Origin of the sequence: Ruegeria sp. HKCCD7255, assembly GCF_013031565.1 — a bacterium.
In the GTDB taxonomy this organism is placed as follows: domain Bacteria; phylum Pseudomonadota; class Alphaproteobacteria; order Rhodobacterales; family Rhodobacteraceae; genus Ruegeria.
In genome coordinates this window covers 90897-109918 of sequence record NZ_WQAG01000002.1, presented here as the reverse complement: position 1 = coordinate 109918, position 19022 = coordinate 90897, and the positions used below count along the sequence as shown (strand labels likewise).

Genomic DNA, 19022 nt, shown 5'->3' with positions numbered 1-19022 from the left:
TCTGACTACTCTGAGTAATTTGGGGCGCTGCAAAAGATTGCGGCGCCCTTTTTTATCCCAGAATGTCCGGCGTCACATGGATCAATGTGGGCACGGGCGCGTCGAACGCAGAACGAACCTTTATTTGAAGTGCGGCGAGGTCCGTCGGTCGTGCCGACAGCGCACCATAGGCTTCGGCAAGCTTTCCGAAATCCGGGTTGCGCGCGATGACCGCGTTGGGAGCAATCTGGCCGCGCACCATGCTGTCTTCGATCTCTTTCAGCTTGCCGTTGTCCCACAGGATGATTGGCAGCGATAGGCCAAGTTCCACCGCCGTGCCAAGCTCTTGCAGCGTGTATTGAAAGCCATAGTCCCCGGCGATAACCGCCGTTGGCTTTTCTCGCCGCGCAACTGCGCCACCGATGCCAGCGGGCAGCGCATAGCCCAGTGTTCCGAAACCGGTCGGATGGTGCCAGTGATACGGGACAGCCATGTCCCAGACCTCTTTGGCGACATAAGCGAACTGCGTCATATCCGAATAGATCATTGTGTCCGCGGGCATTGCTTCGCGCAGGGCATCGATGACTGGCACGATCCCAGGACGCTCTGCATCGACCTCCGCGCGCCAGCGCGCGCGTGCGTGGGCGACCTCATCCGTACTCCAGCCAGTGGAGGGTTTTGCCTGATCCGCCACAGCCCACAGCGCATGGGCAAAGCTTTCCGCATCCGCTTGCAGCTTGATCGTTGCCCGATGGCGGTCAGACAGCACTTCGGAATCCAGATCAACGCGCACCAATTGCGCGGTATGGCCCAACGCGTCGCGCCACAAGTCAACTTCGGCCAGTTCTGTGCCGACGGCGACCACCAGATCCGCAGATGCAATCACCTCGGCACTGCCCGGTCGCGGCAGCATCGCACCAAAATCCAGCGGGTAATTTGACCCAACCAGCCCTCGACCCGCGTATGTGGTAAAACAGGCCGCGCCCAGCTGGGTCAGGATCTGACGCCACAGGTTCGACTTTGCACCGCCCCCCAAAATGAACAAGGGCCTCTGCGCAATGTTCAGCATCGACAGAACCGGAGCGACATCCGGCGGTAAGGCCTGCACCCGCAGCGCATCCTGGTTGGGAAACGGAGCGGCTTCTGCGTCGGCCTCAAGCTGAGCGATCGGCACCTGGATATGCTTGGGACGTGGGCGCGACAGGGCAAATTCTTCGAATGCCCGTTCAACCAACCCATAGGCCGCTGCCGCACTTTCCGCCTGAGAAGACCAATCGGCCACCGTTCCGGCAGCGGCGCGTTGATCCTTCATCTGATGCAACTGCCCGCGCGTGGCCTGTGTTTCATCCAGACAAGAGGACAAAACCAACATCGGTACCGAATCCGAATAGGCCTGCCCCATCGGCGTCATGATATTGCAAAGGCCAGGCCCGGTGATCACATAGGCGACACCCGGCTTACCTGTGGCCCGCGCATATCCATCGGCCATGAAGCCCGCGCCCTGCTCGTGCCGCGCAAGTACATGAGTGATCCCGGCCTCTTCGATACCGCGATACATCTCCTGATTATGTACACCGGGAATACCAAATATCACCTCGACCCCACGATCCCGCAGCATATGCGAGATTTGCGCCCCCAAGGGTTTCTTCATCAAGCTCTCCAGAATTGAACAGTAAAGATTGCATAGACGGCCAGCAGTTCCAGCCGCCCGACCAGCATACCGATGGTCAGCAGCCACTTGGCCGTATCGTTGAGCCCCGCGAAATTGCCTGCTGGGCCGATCTGGCTGCCCAGCCCCGGCCCCACATTGGCCAAAGCGGTCGCGGCACCCGAGACCGAGGTGATAAAGTCGAGCCCCGTCAGAGCAAGAGCCCAAGACAGCGCACCCATGGACAGCACGAAGAACATGAAAAAGCTCATGACCGAGGTTAGAACATCCCGGCTGATCTTGCGCCCGTCATAGGTGGGGACAAACACGCCATGAGGCGACCGGATGCGATTGATCTGGGTTTTGATCGAGGCAAACAGCAGCTGATAGCGGAAGACTTTGATCGAACAGGCGGTTGATCCCGCGCAGCCTCCGATCAACCCGATCAGAAAAAACAGCATCACTGGGAAACTGCCCCAGAGCATATAGTCGACGCTGGCATAGCCCGTGCCCGAGATGATCGAGGTGATGTTGAACAGCGATTCGCGCACCGCTTGTTCCCAATGATGCGGAAAGACCGAGGTCAGGAACACCGACATCACAATGACCAGCACAAGAATCGTGGCAAGAAAGGCTCGTATCTGGCTGTCTTTCCACAAGGAACTGGTGCTGCCATTGGCCAGTTGCACGTACCGGACAAAGGGCAGCGCCGCCAGGATCATGAAGACCGACGCCGCGTATTCCATGGGTCCCGAGAAAGTTGCAAAGGAACTGTCATAGTTCGAAAACCCACCCGTGGCGATTGTGGTCATCGCATGCACTACCGCATCGAAAAAGCCCATGCCAAAACCGGCATAGACAAACGCGCATACAACCGTGAGGAACACGTAGATCAACGAGATTTGCCCGGCGATTTCCTGCGCACGCGGCAGGATTTTCCCCATGGTCTCGAACCCTTCCGAGCGGAAGATCTGCATGCCACCGACGCGCAGTTCAGGCAGAAAAACCATGGCAACAACAATGATACCGATGCCGCCCAGCCACTGCAGAAGTCCACGCCACAAGAGCAATCCCTGCGGGAGATCGTCCAAACCGGAAATCACCGTCGAGCCTGTCGTGGTCAGGCCGGACATCGCTTCGAAATAGGCGTCGACAAACCGCAGTTCAGTGGCACCGTATAAAAACGGGATAGCACCAAACACCGGCAGCGCCACCCAGACGCCGGTCGTCAGCAAAAAGGTCTGGCGGATGGTCAGCCCTTCGCCCACTCCGTTTGCGCAACTCATAGCCATCACAACCCCGGTCAGGGTCGTGATGATTGCGCTTTCCAGAAACACATGCCATTCGCTCCGACCTTCGATCAGGTCTGCCACCATGGGCAGCAGCATGGTCACCCCAAGAATGGCGACCAGCAAGCCAATCACATATCCGACCGGGCGAAGATCCATCATGTCGGGCAGCGTTGGCGTGCCTGCCCGACCGTGTCAAGCGCTTGATCCCAAGTCAGTCTTGGGTTTTTGCAGATGTTGCTGGCATCGCCGGGGGCTTGGACGGCGCGCGTGCGCGGCGAACCGGAGGATTTTCCTTCTGCTCTAACGGCTTAACAGCCGCAGTTGACGCCGTCTTTGCCTTCGCGGGTGCCTTGGGCGCGGCTGCGGGCTTGGCCGTTGTGGTTTTGGCTTGCGTCCGCTTTGCAGGTGCTTTGGCCGGCGCTGTAGGCGCCGATGCCGCTTTTGCCGGGGTCGCTGCTTTTGCTGGAGCTTGGCTGGTCTTTGCCGGGGCCGTTTTTGCCGCAGTTGCTTTTGCTGTCGGCTTTGGCGCCTCTACCTTCGGCTGAGCTTTCGCTGGTGCAGCTTTGGCTGTCGGCTCTGGTGCCTCTGCCTTCGGCTGGGCTTTCACTGGTGCAGCTTTGGTTGTTGGCTTTGACGGTTCTGTGGTGCTGGACGCCTTGGCAGCAGGTGTCGGCTTTTGTTCGGTCGGTTTCGCAACAACGGGCTTGGCCCTGCTTGTCAGCGGGGTTCTAACTTTGGGTGCAGCTTGTTTAGGCTTAGCCACGGCTGCGGGCTTTGCCACCACTTTGGGTTTGGCCGGCGCGGCCTTTTTCGCCACCGGCTTTGGCTTGGTCGGCGCAGCTTTCTTGGCCACAGGTTTTGGTGCGGCTTTTTTTGCGACGGGTTTCGGGGCTGTCTTTGCGGGGGCCGAGGCTGCCGCATGCAAGGCATGAACCGGAGCCATAGGCAGCTCGATCGCCGAGCGCGCCATGACTTGCATGATCTTCATCTGGCTGACGACAGCATACCCGGCCACACGAATGGCTGCGGCCTGGAACTCAAGGGGTTGGGAAATCGGGTTCATCACATGTCTCTCCTGTGAAACTGAGGCAGCCGAGTAGTGAAGAATGGGATACGGACACCCCATTTATCGGGGCGGTTTCGCTCAGTCGCGGTCCTTGGCCTTGCACGTCCCGACGTCCTTTCAGGCTGCGGTGCGGCAAGATCTGATGGGTTGCGGCACCTGCTCTCTGTCGCAGCATACCGAAATTTCAGCCGCAACGCAGCATTTCCCGCTGCACTGCGGCAAAAAGGCGCCCATCGCCCTTTTTTTCACCGGTTTCCAATCGGTTCGCGGATCAACTCATCCAACGTGGAACAGAGTCGAGAATAAACGTGGGTCCAGACTTGCACTGTCGAAGGTGGGGCCCTCGGTCAGAATCGATACAGCATCATGGCTGTGCAGGCTTTCCTGATGGCTGGCTACAATGCGGAAATCGCCGACATGATGATCGGCAAGAAGTTCGGCACAGAACAGACGGGCTGCATCCTCGACAAAAATCGGATTGGCCGCGTTCAACTCGGCAAAGGCCTGTTCGTCCTCCCGCTTGACCATAACTTGCGTCTCTGTCGGAACAGCGCGGCGGCACAAGGCAATCAGGTCCTCGAACCACAAACAATCCGCATTGCAGTCGACCACAACGGAAACACGCGCCACAGAGCGCTGCGAATGTGGTGTGGCCAATTGTCCGCGTGTCGCGCGTGCATGTTCGCTCAGTTCCAGCGAACATGGGCAGGTCGAGGAGTAGACATAGTCGAGATGCATAATTTTCAGCCGCTCGCCACCGCGTTCAACCAGTTCCAGCGCGATGTCGTAATACTGATAGCCGGACAGACCCGACCGCAGGCTTTCGATCCGCTCGGGGTAAGAAAACCGCATCTGAATCCGTGCATCCAGACTGTCGAGATCGGTCATATAATCGTCCAGCGCCGCTTCCATGACTTCAAAACTGAACGTCCGCTCGGAATGCTTGTAGAAAGAGCGCATGATCCGGGACATGTTGATGCCCTTTTTCTCAGCCTCAAGGCTGACAGAACCCGTCACCGACGTCTCAAGCGTCAGATCACCACCTTCCTTGCGCTGAAACCGGATTGGCAGGCGGAAGTTCGATATACCCACATGCTGGATTTGCTGTTTGGCGCCTCGGATCAGGCTGGACGGCCCGTTTTGCAGATCCGGCAGTGATGATTTGTATGCCGCATCCACAACAAAACCCTCGGGGTAATCACGCGAGAGAGTTGGATAGTTGTCTGGTACCGTTCCCGGGACCAAGCGCGCTACCGCAGGGTCCAATTGCGTGATCTCAGCCTCGGTTGCCGAGGCCGCCCATTTGCGCAACACATCAAGCGCAGCAGCAGCTTCATCGTTATCGGGCGCGTTGCCCAGGTCACGCGGGTGCAGGTTCATACGCAAGAGTTCCTTTGCTCACCGTCCGAATATAGACGGTATTGGAAGACATACCAGTATACTCTCATACGTGTGAAATAGCAGCCTGGATCGAAATCAACTGCAGAAATCCGCCACTTAGCGAGCGAAAACGTCATTTATACAGGGCTTGAACGGCTCGGGCAGTGTCCCCGCCCGAGCAAGTGCCTAGCGCTGAGATGCCGCTAGGGCCTGACGCAAGTCTGCCAGAAGATCATCTGCGTCTTCCAGACCAATAGACAGTCGGATCAGGCCCGGGGTGATGCCCAACTCATCGCGCTGTTCTTCGCTGAGGCGCTGATGGGTGGTTGTCGCCGGGTGGGTAGCGATGGATTTCGCATCACCCAGATTGTTCGAGATCACCGGAATGGTCAAAGCGTTCAGGAACGCAAACGCCGCGTCCTTGCCACCCTTGATGTCCAGAGACAGAACCGTGCCGCCCTTGCCCCCCAGTTGATCCTGCACCAGTGCATTCTGAGGATGCGTCTTCAGGCCCGGGTAAAGCGTCCGCTCCAATGCATCGTGGCCGTCCAATGCTTCGGCGATCTTCTGGGCGCTGTCCGCTTGTGCATTCACACGCAACGCCATGGTTTCGATCCCCTTGACCATGATCCAGGCACTGAACGGGCTGAGCGCACCGCCGGTGTGTTTCATATAGGGCTCAACCGTGCCGCGAATAAACTCTTTGGTGCCAATGATGACACCACCCAGCGCACGCCCCTGCCCGTCGATATGTTTTGTGGCCGAATAGACGACCACATCAGCGCCCTGTTCGATGGCGCGCGAGAAGACCGGGGTCGAAAACACATTGTCCACGATCACCGTGGCGCCCACCGCATGGGCCAGTTTGGACACGGATGCGATGTCGATCACCTCAAGCGTGGGGTTCGACATGGATTCGAAGAACACGGCCTTGGTGTCAGGCCGGATGGCGGCCTCCCAGTCGGCCAGATCGGTCCCGTCGACAAAGCTGACCTCAACCCCAAAGCGGGTGAGGATGCTTTCCAGAATATAGAGGCACGACCCAAACAGCGCCTTGGCCGACACCACATGGTCACCCGCCTTCAACATCGAGGTCAGCGCCCCGTTCACCGCCGCCATGCCCGAGGCGGCGGCAAAGGCATCCTCGCCACCCTCAAGCGCGGCGATGCGCTGTTCAAACATCGACACTGTCGGGTTGCCATAGCGGGCATAGATGAATTCATCCGGGCCGGATTCGATGAACCGCGCCTCGGCCTGCTCGGCAGTGTCATAGACAAACCCCTGGGTCAGAAAAATCGCCTCGCTGACCTCGTTATATTGACTGCGACGAATGCCACCATGGACGGCTTGCGTGCGTTTGTTCCAGCTCTCGCTCATGTCTTTCCTTTCAGCCTCGCTGTGGGAGGCAAACAAAAAACCCCAGACGCGGCCAAGCGAAAGGGGTCTTTCATCCTGACCTTTTAGCGGTGTTGTTTAGCGTGGCCCGCAATCCGGTAACAAATCGCCACGTGGTGGCTTGCCATTACGCCTCGGTCCGGGCTTCGTCAACCCCGACAGACCCATCGTCACGGTTCTGTAATCCATCGTTCACCGAAACGTCATAGCGTTATGAGAAATCGGCACCACAATATCTTGTGTGAGGCAGCGCCATGCCAATGATCAGGATCAATGCTGAGGGACCTCGTGCGGTTTTGCATCGCAGCTCGCGCCTTGTCGAAAGCGTCTTGCAGCAAACGCAGGATATCAGGGGCCCGGTCATCATCATGACCCATGGGTACAAATACATGCCCGACAATTCCGCAACCTGCCCGCACCGTCATATCCTGGCGCTACGTCCCCGCGCCTTGCCGGATTACAGCCCAAGCTGGCCTCAACATCTGGGTTTCGGCTCGGGCTTTACCGATGAAGGTCTGGCCGTTGCCTTCGGCTGGAATGCGCGCGGCCCGCTTTGGACCGCGCAGCGCAGGGCGCAATCGGCCGGGCGGGTGCTTGCTGATGTGATCAATAAGCTACACCGGCTCAACCCGGACCGCCCTATTCACTTCATCGGCCATTCGATGGGTGTAGAACTGGCTATCGAAGCACTGCACCACATTTGTCCGGGCGCATTGAAGCGCATCATCTCAATGACCGGTGCCACTTATCGCGCTCGGGTTTTGGCAGCCCTGGCCTCGGAAGCGGGGCGTCGATCAGAACTGATCAATATCACCAGCCGCGAGAACGATCTGTTTGACTTTCTGTATGAGCAACTGGTGCAACCTCCCCAACCTGGTGACCGCAGCGTTGGCGCGGGGATCGACGCTGAAAATGCAGTGACACTTCAGATCGACTGCAATACGACACTGGCGCATCTTTCGCATATGATCGCACCCATCGGTCAGTCTCAGCGCCGCGTTTGCCATTGGTCCAGCTATACGCGGCCAGGGGCATTGCGGGTCTATAATGCCCTGTTGCGCGAACCACAGCGGCTGTCACTGGCCGCACTGCGCCATGGCCTACCCAACGCGCACGCGCATCGTTGGTCACGTCTTTTTGCCACTCCAAAGCCACGCGCCCTCTTGCCGTTTGCGCAGAAAGCCTCATGATCCCCTCAACCCAAGGAGCGCTCATGATCGACCTGTATTTCTGGCCCACGCCAAATGGTTGGAAAGCATCCATCGCTTTGGAAGAGATGGACCTGCCCTACACCACGCATCTGATCAACATCGGTAAAGGGGATCAGTTCGATCCCGAGTTTCTGAAAATCGCCCCCAACAACCGGATGCCAGCAATCGTGGACCATGACGGCCCAGATGGGGCGCCGGTATCGGTCTTTGAAAGCGGTGCGATCCTGATGTATCTCGCCCGCAAGACCGGGCGGTTTTATGGAACGACCGAGCGTGATCGGATCGCTGTCGAAGAATGGCTGATGTGGCAGATGGGCGGTGTCGGTCCAATGGCCGGACAAGCGCATCACTTTCTGAAATACGCCCCGCAGCTGGATCCGCCGCAGGACCTGCCCTATGCCAAGGATCGCTACCGCTCGGAAGTGTCGCGCCTTTATGGCGTCCTCGACCGGCGACTGGCAGACCATGAATTTGTGGCGGGCGATTTCTATTCCATCGCGGATATTTCGATCTGGGGCTGGGCCAGCTTGTGGGAAGGTCAACAGCAGGTCTTGCACGACAAGCCGCATTTCGCGCGCTGGCTCGAGACGGTCAGTGCTCGCCCCGCCGTTCAGGCCGGTCGCGCATTGCACGCGGAATTGCGTGGAGATCACAGGGACAAACAATCCCAAAGCGTTTTATTCAAACGTTAGGACGCGACTCTGGCCTTGCTGACCGGTTGAACCCGCTAGATCGGTCCGCTTCGGTTGTCGGGATGCGAATTGTCGAACCGCTCGAAAAACCGGGCCAAGCCAACAAGCGGGCTTTGATACGGCACGTCAACCAAGGCGATGGAATCCTGCCCTGAAGCGCGGGCAAGGCGTCCGTAGATATGGTCGCCACCATAGTCCTGAAGCCAAAATCCGATATCTTCGAACAGGTTCCGCCGGCTCTTGATCGTACGCGTTTCGCACAAGCATTGACGACCGATTTGGCGCACGCGCGTGTGTTCGACATCCACCATGGGTTCACCGTCGATTTTGTAAACCACCGTTATCACTTGATGACTTTCACTCTCCTGTTCGATCTTGCACTTGTAAGACAATTCCTGAACATCGGAGTTATGGCTTACCGGGTCGACCGAATTGATGCGGGTGCATGCCCAGAACATCCCGTCGCTTTCCAGCGGTCCATAGTGGGTACGCCCGTTGTCGGTGTTGGGGCTGGCCTTCAACGCTTTCATCGCGTCCTTTGCGGAGATTTCAAACCATATGCTTGAACGCCATTGCCGCGCGCCAAATGGCAGTTCGATCAAAAGCGTGGGAAGCCAATTCAACCCCAACCAAAGGAACAGAGCCCCTAGCAATGTGCCAAGCGTGGTCCAAATCATCGCAAAACCACGGCTGCGTTCAGACGCGATATCGGGCAAATGCTCGATCACGGGCAAGAGCATGAGAACCAACCCCAGAACCATCACCGTCGATATCGTTTCGACCCAGACTCGAGGATAGATAAGAACCATCGCAAAGATTACTGCGGTACAAAATAGAGCGGCTGAGTAGATCAAAAAAGGATGGCTCAGCAGCGTCGAAGATCCGAAGATCCACCACCCCAAGGCCCATTGGGTGAAGAGCAAGACCAAACTGACAGTAATTAATCGCCTTAGTCGAAACAATCGATACAAATACTTGTTATTCATCAAAATATACCCAAACTTAACCTATAGTTGAACGATGAATCGGGCAAAATCAGGGCATTGAGTCGCGTGACTCTCGTGTTTTGCGTTCGGGCCGCTAAACTTAACGTGATCGCAGAGCGATAATGGTCCCGGCCAAGCCGATGCACACGATCCCCAGCACCTGCCACCCACCAACAGGCTGACCAAATGCGATCCATGCAAAAAGCGGCCCAAATATCATGACAGAGTATTCAAAAACCGAGACATAGCTTGGCTCGCTCAACTGATACGCCTTGATAATCATGAACACGGCGACAACCGACCCCACGGCTTGTAGTACGATCAAAGGGAGGGCCGGCCAGATCGGCCAAACCCAAGGTCGATTGAAAAACTGAACCTCATCTCCGCTCGAAACCTGAGGCCAGATCGACAAGGCGACCGAGCCCAAGGCCCCGATCGTTCCAAGCGTGATCCACATACCCGCCAGCAAGGCCACAGTGCTTTCACCGCGGCACAGGCTACGCGTTGTAATTGCACCTAAAGCATAGAAAAAACCAGCGCAGATGGGGATCAAGACGGTGACGTCAAAATCTCGGGGATCTGGCTGCAGCACCAGAACAATGCCTAGAAACCCAAGAAGGACCGCAAAAATGCGCCAGATCCCGATCCGCTGCCTCAGGGCTCCGACCGAAATCAACAATATGAAAATCGGCGACGTAAACAGCCCGGCCAGCGCTTCGGCAATTGGCATCATGGCCAGCGCGGTGAAGTAAAACAGCATCGAAGTCGCAACAAGCGCGCTGCGCAAGGCCACCGCCCAAAGACGCATTGGTTGCAACCGGCCCAGCCCGATCAGCGACAGCGACAAGACCAGGGGTAGAGCAAACAAGGCACGCGTGAAGTGAAACTGCCAAAGCCCGACATGGCGCGCCAAAGGTGCAATGTAATTGTCGATCACCCCAATCACTGCCATGGCGGCGATCATGAGGCCTGCTGCAGCAAGCGAGTGATCTTGGGAAGACGCGGCCATTTGGGCTCCGATAACAAGGTCAACGCCCGTTACCGGATGCTGAGCAAAATACAGGCACCGATTCTACATCGAAAATCAACACTGCAATTCAGAGCTTTTTCATCGGCTGAAACCGCAATTGAACACTATCGGAATCGCAAGCCCTGACGCACAAACCCACTGACCTGCGACAGTACGCGCACTCATGCAGCATCTTTGGAACACAAACGGAACATTTGGAAAGAAAACCGGGCCATGCTGCAACGACTGGCAAATCGGACTGGTCAGAGCGGTACGCCTTGATTAAACAGCTTTTCGAACATCGCAAAAGGAAGACGCACGCAATGGCAAAGATCACCTATGTCGAGCATGGCGGGACCGAACACACTGTCGAGGTCGCCAACGGACTGACCGTCATGGAAGGGGCCCGTGACAACAACATTCCCGGCATCGAAGCCGATTGCGGCGGCGCATGCGCCTGTTCGACCTGCCATGTCTACATTCACCCCGATTGGGTCGAAAAGCTTCCTGCAAAGGACGACATGGAAGAAGACATGCTGGACTTTGCCTTTGAACCCGATCCTGCCCGTTCGCGCCTGACCTGCCAGATCAAGGTGACCGACGCGCTGGACGGTCTGGTTGTTCAGATGCCCGAAAAGCAAATTTGATGCGCCTCAAAGCGCCGCGCCTGCCCGTCCGCCTCTGGCACGGCGGGGCCCGCGGTGCGCTGCTGGTGTTATGCGTGTGGCTATCGGCAGCAGGAACCATTGCCGCAGCCGAAACGATCGTTGCAGCCCACTACACAGAGCCCACAACGCGCTATGCGCATGGCGTTTTGGGCGACAACATCGAATTTGGTGCGCTTGAAATCACTGTCCAAAGTGATGCGCGACAATCCGGTGGGACGCAAACCGTTCTGACCATCAGATTGCCAAAGAATAGGGTGTTTGAGGATCTCGCCCCACGCCTCGCGGATGTCGATCTGGATGGCACCAACGAGGTAGTTGTCGTTGAGTCGCATCAAGACACCGGAGCGCAGCTGGCAATTTACAATGCAGCCGGTGAAAAACTCGCCGCCACGCCGCATATCGGCACTCGGTTTCGCTGGCTCGCACCGGTCGCAATTTTGGACTTGGACAATGACCGCCATGTGGAAATCGCCTATATCGACCGTCCTCACCTGGCCAAAACACTGCGGATATGGCGCTTCAAAAACGGCGGCCTGACCGAGATTGCAACCCTGCCCAATCTCACCAACCATCGCATCGGTGAAGACTTCATCAGTGGAGGTGTCAGGGATTGCGGGGCAAGCCCAGAGCTCATTGTAGCAAATGCAAACTGGTCGCGGCTGATCAGCGTGTCCTACCAAAACGGCTGGACACAATCCGATATCGGGCCCTTTAACGGCCCCGCAAGCTTCGACCAGGCCCTGAACTGCTGATCCGCCCCTTCATCTGGCCAAAAAATCCTGGGTGTGAGGCCACAGGTCTAGGGGGCAAGGCCCCCTACCCCAAAAACCAAGTCGGGCAAAGCCCGGCCTTTGGATCACAGCGCACGCCAGCCGATATCGCGGCGGAAAAACCCGTCTGGCCAGTCGATATCGTCCACCATCGCATAAGCCCGATCCCGCGCCTCTTGCAGCGTGTCGCCGCGCGCCGTGACGTTCAAAACCCGTCCTCCTGCGGCCACGATCTTGCCGTCCGCGTCTTTTGTACCAGCGTGAAACACCATGTTCACGCTGTCTTCGCCCAGACCCTCCAACCCGTTGATCACTGTGCCCTTTTCATAGGACCCGGGATAACCCTTGGCGGCCATAACCACGGTCATGGCATGATCGTCTGCCCAGTTTACACGCGCCTCGGACAAGCGCCCTTCAGCAGCGGCATGCATCAGATCCAACACCTGAGCGCCCAAACGCATCATCAGCACCTGACATTCCGGGTCGCCAAAGCGCACATTGTATTCCACCAGACGCGGCTGACCGTCCTTGATCATCAGACCGGCATAGAGAACCCCCTGAAACGGTGTACCTCGGCGCGCCATTTCGGCCATGGTCGGGCGCACGATCTCGTCCATGGCGCGGGCCTCGACCTCGGGGCTCAAAACCGGTGCGGGTGAATAGGCGCCCATGCCACCGGTGTTCAAACCGGTATCGCCCTCGCCCACCCGCTTATGATCCTGCGCAGTGCCGATGGACAGGATATCCTCGCCATCACAGAGCACGAACAATGACGCTTCTTCGCCCTCCATGAACTCCTCGATGACCACTTCGGCCCCTGCACCGCCAAAGGCCCCGCCAAACATATCATCAATGGCGTCCAAAGCAGTCTGCTCATCCATGGCAACGATCACGCCCTTGCCTGCAGCCAGCCCATCGGCCTTGACCACAATCGGAGCACCCTGCTGGCGGATATAGGTTTTTGCGGGTTCAGCCTCAGTAAACCGCGCATACCCTGCGGTGGGTGCGCCGGATGCATCACAGACCTCTTTGGTAAAGCTCTTTGAGGCCTCCAACCGCGCAGCCTCTGCCGAAGGGCCAAACACCAGCACACCTGCGTCGCGCAAACGATCTGCGACCCCTGCGGCCAAAGGCGCCTCAGGCCCGACGATCACGAAATCAATTGCATTCTCTTCGGCAAAGCTGACAACCGCACCACCGTCTTCGATGTCCAGCGCAGCACAATCCGAGATCTGCGCGATCCCGGCATTGCCCGGAGCCACGATCAGACGGTCGCATTTGGGGTTTTGCATCACCGCCCAGGCCAGGCTGTGTTCGCGCCCGCCGCTGCCGAGAATGAGGATATTCATGAATGCGCTCCGATCTGCTTGGCCTTGCCTGCGCGGCGTTCTAAGCTGGGTCAGCATTTGACACAAGGCGCTGAAATGTCCGACCTGCTTGATGACCCGCTTCCCGGCCAAAATACCCCCGAATACAGCGTCTCTGACATCTCGGGTGAGATAAAACGCACACTCGAGGGCACTTTCGGACGAATCCGAGTGCGTGGTGAGGTCGGGCGCGTCTTCAAGGCGCGCTCAGGGCATTTGTATTACGACATCAAGGATGATCGGAACGTGCTGGCCTGCACTACGTGGAAGGGTCAGATCACGGGCTTGTCTGTGGTGCCGGAAGAAGGGCTTGAGGTTGTCGTGACCGGCCGCCTGACCGCCTTTGGGGCCCAGTCAAAATACAACATGAACGTTGATGAGGTTGCCGTCGCCGGCCAAGGCGCGCTGATGGCCTTGCTGGAAAAGCGCAAGAAGCAGCTTGAGTCAGAAGGTCTGTTCGCAGCCGAGCGCAAGAAAACCCTGCCTTATCTGCCGCAGATCATTGGTGTGGTGACCTCGCCTTCGGGCGCCGTGATCCGTGATATTCTGCACCGCCTGCGCGACCGCTTCCCGCGCAAGGTGCTGATCTGGCCCGTGGCTGTTCAAGGCGCGAACTGCGCCCCTGAAGTTGCCCGCGCCATTGACGGTTTCAACAAACTGACGCCGGGAGGCGCATTGCCGCGCCCTGATCTGATCATCGTGGCCCGCGGGGGCGGTTCCATCGAAGACCTTTGGGGTTTCAACGAAGAGGTTGTTGCCCGCGCCGCCGCAGCCTCGGATATCCCGTTGATCTCGGCCGTTGGGCACGAGACGGATACAACGCTGATCGACTATGTCTCAGACCAGCGCGCACCCACGCCCACGGCAGCCGCCGAGCTGGCTGTACCCGTGCGCATGGAACTGCTGGCGTGGACCGGTGAACAAGGTGCGCGCCTGTCGCGCGCTGCAACCGATGCGGTGCAACGCCGGGCTCAGCGATTGCGCGACCTCTCCCGCGCCTTGCCGCGCCCAGACAGCTTGTTGAACACCCCGCGCCAAAGGCTTGATCTGATTGCAGATCGCCTGACCCCAGCCTTGGATCGCGGCGTGCAGAACCGGCGTTTGCAAATGGTAAAGCTTTCGGCCCATCTGCGACCCGCAACCCTGCGCAATCTGGTAACGACGCGCCAAGATGCGCTGCGCAATGTCTCGTCGCGCCTGTCGCTGCGCCCGATCCAACGCGACATCGGCCAGCAAAAAGACAACCTGACCCGCCTGACTGACCGGATGAACACGGCGCAAGCCACAAGGCTGGAGCGCCTTCGCCAACAGCTTCAGGCCACCGACCGCCTGCGCGAAACGCTCAGCTACAAGGCAACGCTCGAACGTGGATACGCGGTGGTTCGCGCCGAGGGCGGTGTGGTGACGACCAAGGCCCAAGCTTCGAAACAAAGCACGCTTGAGATCGAATTCGCTGACGGCATTCTCAGCACAGGCACTGCTGCAAAACCCGCGCCCAAGAAACCCAAACCTGACGCGCCTGATCAGGGCAGCTTGTTCTAAGCGATGCTTACGATCTGGGGGCGGAAAACATCGTCAAACGTGCAGGCCCTGATGTGGTGCGTGGGCGAGTTGGGACTGCCCTATCACAGGCATGATCTGGGGCATCATTTTGGCGGGTTGGATACGCCCGAGTTCCTGGCGCTCAATCCCAATGGAACCATCCCGGTTCTGCAGGACGATGACGGGCCCGTTCTTTGGGAAACCGGTGCAATCTTGCGATATCTCGCCAGCGTCCATGCTCAGGGCAGCTTTTGGCCGACGGATACCGCGCGCCGCGCCCAGATCGACAAATGGGCCGAATGGGCCAAGCTGAATGTGGCAATGGCGTTCACTGTCCCTGTCTTTTGGCACGTTGTGCGTACACCGCCTGATCAGCAAGACGCTCTGGCCCTTACCCAAGCCCTTCGCGACCTGCACGACAAACTGGCTATTGCCGATGCACAGCTTGCACAAAACAAGTGGTTGGCGGGTGAGGAATTTTCGCTTGCCGACATACAGTTAGGTCACGTTCTTTACCGGTATTACGATATCGACATCCCGCGCCCGCCACTCACCAATCTGCAAGCCTACTATCGCCGCCTCACCAAAAGGCGCGCCTATCAAACCCATGTCATGCTTGACTATGACGAACTGCGCGCGCGCTGATCAAACGCCCACCTCAGGACCAAGGCAGACCATTTCTTCCCCGATATCTTCGGCCTCATAAAGCTCGGTAGCCTGCGGATCGCCTTCAAACTGCGCCAGCAACCCGCGCCCGGTTTCGGTGAACACCCAGCATTGCGGGTCCGAACGGTCTTCATAGACAAAGCAGATTTGGCCTTGTTGCTCATACCAGATGCCTTCTTTGCACTGTCCGTCCAGAAACGACCAGATCACACGGCGGTTCGGCAAATAGCGTTCGACCCCATAGATCTGACCTTCAAACCCATAGAAAAGTGTCTTGCCCTGAGTATAGGCGTCAAACTCATCCGCGCTCAGCGGTGATTGGGCCGCAGCGGTCTGGGCGCAAATCAGCGCGGGAATCACTATACGTTTCAACATGCCTCCATCTTGGCAGAGCTTGCGCCGCCACGCCATTCACGCTTGAGGCAAAACAGAACCCGATTTGTCCGACCACCTGCCCCACAGTTGTCGGGCATCCAATTGCATGCACCGGACCCTTTGCAACTGCTGCAAATCCGCATTAGGTGAGGGGAACACCTGCGGAGACTTGATAAATGGCATTTTTCTCAAAGCTGAAGGACAAGCTGTTCAAATCCTCATCCCGCCTGGAAGAGGGTCTGGATGCGATCGTCGAAGATGGCGGTGAGGAAACAGCCCCCGCGCCTGAAGAAACCGTCGAAGTCGCCCCGGTCGCGCCACAACCGCAGCCCACACCCGCCGCCGCGCCCGATCCGGAACCCCAAGCTACCGCCAAGGAACCAGCTGAGGAACCAAAGGGGTTGCTCAGCCGTCTGTTCTCCAAATCCGATGACCGCGCCGTTGTCCGGCGCACATTGGATGACGATATGCTGGAACAGCTCGAAGAGCTTCTGATTGCGTCGGATATGGGCGTCGACACCGCTCTGCGCGTCACTGCCAACATGGCCGAAGGCCGTTTTGGCCGCAAACTCTCGACCCGGGAAATCAAAGAATTGCTGGCCCAGGAAGTCGCTCGGGTGATGGAGCCTGTGGCCAAACCGATGCCGCTTTACCCCAAGCGGCCCCAAGTGGTTCTGGTTGTGGGCGTCAATGGATCCGGCAAAACCACCACTATCGGCAAGCTGGCCAGTCAGTTCAAAGCGGCTGGTAAAAAGGTCGTAATTGCCGCCGGTGACACGTTCCGTGCCGCCGCTGTCGAACAGCTTCAGGTTTGGGGCGATCGCGCAGGTGTGCCGGTCCTAACCGCACCCGAGGGCTCGGACCCGGCCAGCCTTGCGTTTGACGCGCTCACGCGGGCGCAGAACGAGGGCGCGGATCTATTGATGATCGATACCGCCGGCCGCCTGCAAAACCGCGCCGACCTGATGGAAGAGCTGGCCAAAATCGTCCGCGTCATCCGCAAGGTCGATGAAACAGCCCCGCACAATACGCTGCTGGTGCTGGATGCAACCACAGGCCAGAACGCGCTTAGCCAGGTCGAGACCTTTCAGAAGCTGGCTGATGTCTCGGGCCTTGTGATGACCAAGCTTGACGGCACCGCCAAAGGCGGCGTTCTGGTGGCGCTGGCTGACAAGTTCGGCCTGCCGATCCACGCCATCGGTGTCGGCGAACAGATCGATGATCTGGCCCCCTTCGATCCCGAAGAATTCGCCGCCGCCCTCACCGGCCTCGCCCAGGGCTGATCCGCCCCTTCATCTGGCCCCAAAATCCTCCGGGGGTCTGGGGATGGAAAACCCCCGGCCTCTCTCCCAGCGAAAGCCCTGATTTGAGCGATTGGCTAATCTCCCTCGAAGGTACCGAAGCGGGCCATCATCTGGCCCTTGCACTGGCACTCAGCGCCGCCTTCCTGCATGCCGCTTTTGGCGCGCTGCAAAAAGGCCGCCACGACCCGTGGTTGTCGCGTGGCGCGATCGACGCCTGTTATGGGCTCATGGCAGCACCGTTTGCTTTTTTCGTGGTCCCTTGGCCCGAGCCCTATATGTGGCCGATCTTCGCCTTGGTCTGGCTGATCCATATCGCCTACAAAACGCTACAGGCACTGGCCTATACCAAGGGCTCCTATACGGTTGTCTACCCGGTGGTGCGCGGCACCGGCCCGTTGTTTACGGTCTTTGGTGCCTATCTTCTGTTTGGCGAGACCTTCAACGTTATCCAATGGCTGGGTGTCGCCACATTGATGGCGGGCATCTTCGGTCTGGCCGCGTATAACCTGCGTTATCTTGAGACGGACAGGGATACACTTGGCATCGCTCTGGTTCTTGCGGTGATCACCGGGCTGTTTGTGGCGCTTTACACAACCTATGACGCCTACGGCATTCGCGCGACAGCCGATCCCTTCACCTTTCTGGCCTGGTTTTTCATGATCGACGGCGCGGCGATGCCGGTCTATGCCGCGCTCCGGTGGCGCGCCATGGTCAACCGCCCGGCCCTAGGTCCTCTTATGCTGCGCGGGTTGGTCGGAGGGATCATCGCCCCGCTCTCTTTCGGTTCGATCATGTTGGCCACACGTCTCGACAAAGTGGGTGAAGCCGCCATCCTGCGCGAAACCTCAACCGTCTTTGCCGCCTTGATCGGATGGCTGGTTCTGAAAGAAACCGTTGGACCACGACGGATCGCCTTGATGGCATTGATTGCACTTGGCGCCGTAATAGTTGAAATGGGCGGGTAAGCAGCAGGAAGGCTCAGATGACCGACAAGAAAGACATCAACCCGTTTCTGAAACAGGTGCTGGAACTTGGGCCGCCACTGGCCTTTTTCTTCATCTACCTGCGCCTGCGCGACGATAGTTTCATGATCGGCGGCACCGAGTATTCCGGCTTTATCGTCGCCACGATCCTCTTTGTCCCCCTCATGCTGGCGGCGATGGGTGTATTGTGGTTCCTGACGGGCAAGCTCAGCCGCATGCAGATCTTCACTGCGTTCATGGTGCTGTTCTTTGGCGGACTGACCGCATGGTTCAATGACGAACGCTTCTTCAAGATGAAAACAACGCTCGTCTACGGCTTTTTCGCGCTGATCCTCGGCATTGGTCTGCTGCAGAAAAAATCGTATCTGGCCTATGTGCTGGAAGACATGCTGCCGATGAAACACGAAGGCTGGATGATCCTGACCCGCCGCCTCTGCGCCTGTTTTGCCGTCTTGGCAGTCGCCAATGAGTTCGTCTGGCGGACGATGTCCACCGACCTTTGGGTCAAAATCGAAACCTTCGGCTTCCCGATCGCATTGATGGCTTTCCTGATGCTGCAGTTCAGTATGCTGCAACGTTTCATGGATGACCCGGACGCTGAGAAAGCCCCACCGCGCAGCGAATAGCCGCGACAAATTCCTTGGCTTGGCGTCAAAGCTGTGGAAGGTTGAAGCACCACTGCCACCACT

General features: G+C 58.1%; 19 protein-coding genes and 1 riboswitch. Of the genes, 11 read left to right on the top strand and 8 right to left on the bottom strand.

What is annotated here, in order from left to right; genetic code table 11:
* Positions 1 to 52 precede the first annotated feature (52 nt).
* Positions 53 to 1630 carry a 5-guanidino-2-oxopentanoate decarboxylase gene (locus GOX45_RS04305; RefSeq protein WP_171098371.1) on the bottom strand — a complete coding sequence of 526 codons (1578 nt, stop codon included), beginning with the start codon at positions 1628 to 1630 and terminating at the stop codon, positions 53 to 55.
* Positions 1630 to 3078 (bottom strand): TrkH family potassium uptake protein, encoded by a 1449-nt coding sequence (locus GOX45_RS04300; RefSeq protein WP_171098369.1) that lies wholly within the window; start codon positions 3076 to 3078, stop codon positions 1630 to 1632. The genes GOX45_RS04305 and GOX45_RS04300 overlap by 1 nt, the downstream gene beginning before the upstream one ends.
* A gap of 95 nt (positions 3079 to 3173) precedes the next feature.
* On the opposite strand from GOX45_RS04300, the gene GOX45_RS04295 reads away from it, so the two are divergent.
* Both GOX45_RS04295 and GOX45_RS04290 read left to right on the top strand, forming a co-directional pair.
* On the top strand, positions 3174 to 3464 hold the full coding sequence (locus GOX45_RS04295) for a hypothetical protein (RefSeq protein WP_171098367.1): 291 nt from the start codon (positions 3174 to 3176) through the stop codon (positions 3462 to 3464).
* Between the two features lie 18 nt (positions 3465 to 3482).
* Positions 3483 to 3851, top strand: a complete 369-nt coding sequence (locus GOX45_RS04290) for a hypothetical protein (protein WP_171098365.1) — start codon at positions 3483 to 3485, stop codon at positions 3849 to 3851.
* A gap of 410 nt (positions 3852 to 4261) precedes the next feature.
* Here GOX45_RS04290 and folE2 read toward each other — a convergent pair whose 3' ends face one another.
* Positions 4262 to 5365: a GTP cyclohydrolase FolE2 gene (gene folE2 / locus GOX45_RS04285; RefSeq protein WP_171098363.1), complete on the bottom strand. Its 1104-nt coding sequence runs from the start codon at positions 5363 to 5365 to the stop codon at positions 4262 to 4264.
* 186 nt (positions 5366 to 5551) lie between these two features.
* On the bottom strand, positions 5552 to 6742 hold the full coding sequence (gene metZ / locus GOX45_RS04280) for an O-succinylhomoserine sulfhydrylase (protein WP_171098361.1): 1191 nt from the start codon (positions 6740 to 6742) through the stop codon (positions 5552 to 5554).
* 63 nt (positions 6743 to 6805) lie between these two features.
* Positions 6806 to 6883, bottom strand: a riboswitch (SAM riboswitch).
* A 131-nt stretch (positions 6884 to 7014) separates the two neighbouring features.
* Between metZ and GOX45_RS04275 the strand changes: the two genes are divergently transcribed.
* Both GOX45_RS04275 and GOX45_RS04270 read left to right on the top strand, forming a co-directional pair.
* Complete coding sequence (locus tag GOX45_RS04275) at positions 7015 to 7950, top strand: alpha/beta hydrolase (protein ID WP_171098358.1); 936 nt, start codon at positions 7015 to 7017, stop codon at positions 7948 to 7950.
* 23 nt (positions 7951 to 7973) lie between these two features.
* The gene (locus GOX45_RS04270) at positions 7974 to 8663 is read left to right on the top strand and encodes a glutathione S-transferase N-terminal domain-containing protein (RefSeq protein ID WP_171098356.1); all 690 of its coding nucleotides are present in this window, start codon (positions 7974 to 7976) and stop codon (positions 8661 to 8663) included.
* A gap of 35 nt (positions 8664 to 8698) precedes the next feature.
* On the opposite strand, the gene GOX45_RS04265 is transcribed toward GOX45_RS04270, so the two are convergent.
* Positions 8699 to 9472, bottom strand: coding sequence for a hypothetical protein (locus tag GOX45_RS04265; protein WP_171098354.1), 774 nt, complete (start codon positions 9470 to 9472; stop codon positions 8699 to 8701).
* Positions 9473 to 9749: 277 nt separating this feature from the next.
* The gene (locus GOX45_RS04260) at positions 9750 to 10658 is read right to left on the bottom strand and encodes a DMT family transporter (protein ID WP_171098352.1); all 909 of its coding nucleotides are present in this window, start codon (positions 10656 to 10658) and stop codon (positions 9750 to 9752) included.
* Between the two features lie 323 nt (positions 10659 to 10981).
* Between GOX45_RS04260 and GOX45_RS04255 the strand changes: the two genes are divergently transcribed.
* The gene (locus GOX45_RS04255; RefSeq protein ID WP_171098350.1) at positions 10982 to 11305 is read left to right on the top strand and encodes a 2Fe-2S iron-sulfur cluster-binding protein; all 324 of its coding nucleotides are present in this window, start codon (positions 10982 to 10984) and stop codon (positions 11303 to 11305) included.
* Positions 11305 to 12078 carry an FG-GAP-like repeat-containing protein gene (locus GOX45_RS04250; RefSeq protein ID WP_254445933.1) on the top strand — a complete coding sequence of 258 codons (774 nt, stop codon included), beginning with the start codon at positions 11305 to 11307 and terminating at the stop codon, positions 12076 to 12078. Before GOX45_RS04255 ends, GOX45_RS04250 begins: the two co-directional genes overlap by 1 nt.
* Positions 12079 to 12182: 104 nt before the next feature.
* On the opposite strand, the gene purD is transcribed toward GOX45_RS04250, so the two are convergent.
* The gene (gene purD / locus GOX45_RS04245; RefSeq protein ID WP_171098348.1) at positions 12183 to 13445 is read right to left on the bottom strand and encodes a phosphoribosylamine--glycine ligase; all 1263 of its coding nucleotides are present in this window, start codon (positions 13443 to 13445) and stop codon (positions 12183 to 12185) included.
* Between the two features lie 75 nt (positions 13446 to 13520).
* On the opposite strand from purD, the gene xseA reads away from it, so the two are divergent.
* Both xseA and GOX45_RS04235 read left to right on the top strand, forming a co-directional pair.
* Positions 13521 to 15005 carry an exodeoxyribonuclease VII large subunit gene (gene xseA / locus GOX45_RS04240; RefSeq protein WP_171098346.1) on the top strand — a complete coding sequence of 495 codons (1485 nt, stop codon included), beginning with the start codon at positions 13521 to 13523 and terminating at the stop codon, positions 15003 to 15005.
* 3 nt (positions 15006 to 15008) lie between these two features.
* Positions 15009 to 15650 (top strand): glutathione S-transferase family protein, encoded by a 642-nt coding sequence (locus tag GOX45_RS04235; protein WP_171098345.1) that lies wholly within the window; start codon positions 15009 to 15011, stop codon positions 15648 to 15650.
* On the opposite strand, the gene GOX45_RS04230 is transcribed toward GOX45_RS04235, so the two are convergent.
* Positions 15651 to 16046, bottom strand: coding sequence for a hypothetical protein (locus GOX45_RS04230; protein ID WP_171098343.1), 396 nt, complete (start codon positions 16044 to 16046; stop codon positions 15651 to 15653).
* Between the two features lie 176 nt (positions 16047 to 16222).
* Between GOX45_RS04230 and ftsY the strand changes: the two genes are divergently transcribed.
* The 3 genes from ftsY to GOX45_RS04215 all read left to right on the top strand — a co-directional run bounded on the left by ftsY (position 16223) and on the right by GOX45_RS04215 (position 18959).
* Positions 16223 to 17329: a signal recognition particle-docking protein FtsY gene (gene ftsY / locus GOX45_RS04225; protein WP_171098341.1), complete on the top strand. Its 1107-nt coding sequence runs from the start codon at positions 16223 to 16225 to the stop codon at positions 17327 to 17329.
* Positions 17330 to 17412: 83 nt separating this feature from the next.
* The gene (locus GOX45_RS04220; protein WP_171098338.1) at positions 17413 to 18315 is read left to right on the top strand and encodes an EamA family transporter; all 903 of its coding nucleotides are present in this window, start codon (positions 17413 to 17415) and stop codon (positions 18313 to 18315) included.
* 17 nt (positions 18316 to 18332) lie between these two features.
* On the top strand, positions 18333 to 18959 hold the full coding sequence (locus GOX45_RS04215; RefSeq protein WP_171098336.1) for an inner membrane-spanning protein YciB: 627 nt from the start codon (positions 18333 to 18335) through the stop codon (positions 18957 to 18959).
* Positions 18960 to 19022 lie beyond the last annotated feature (63 nt).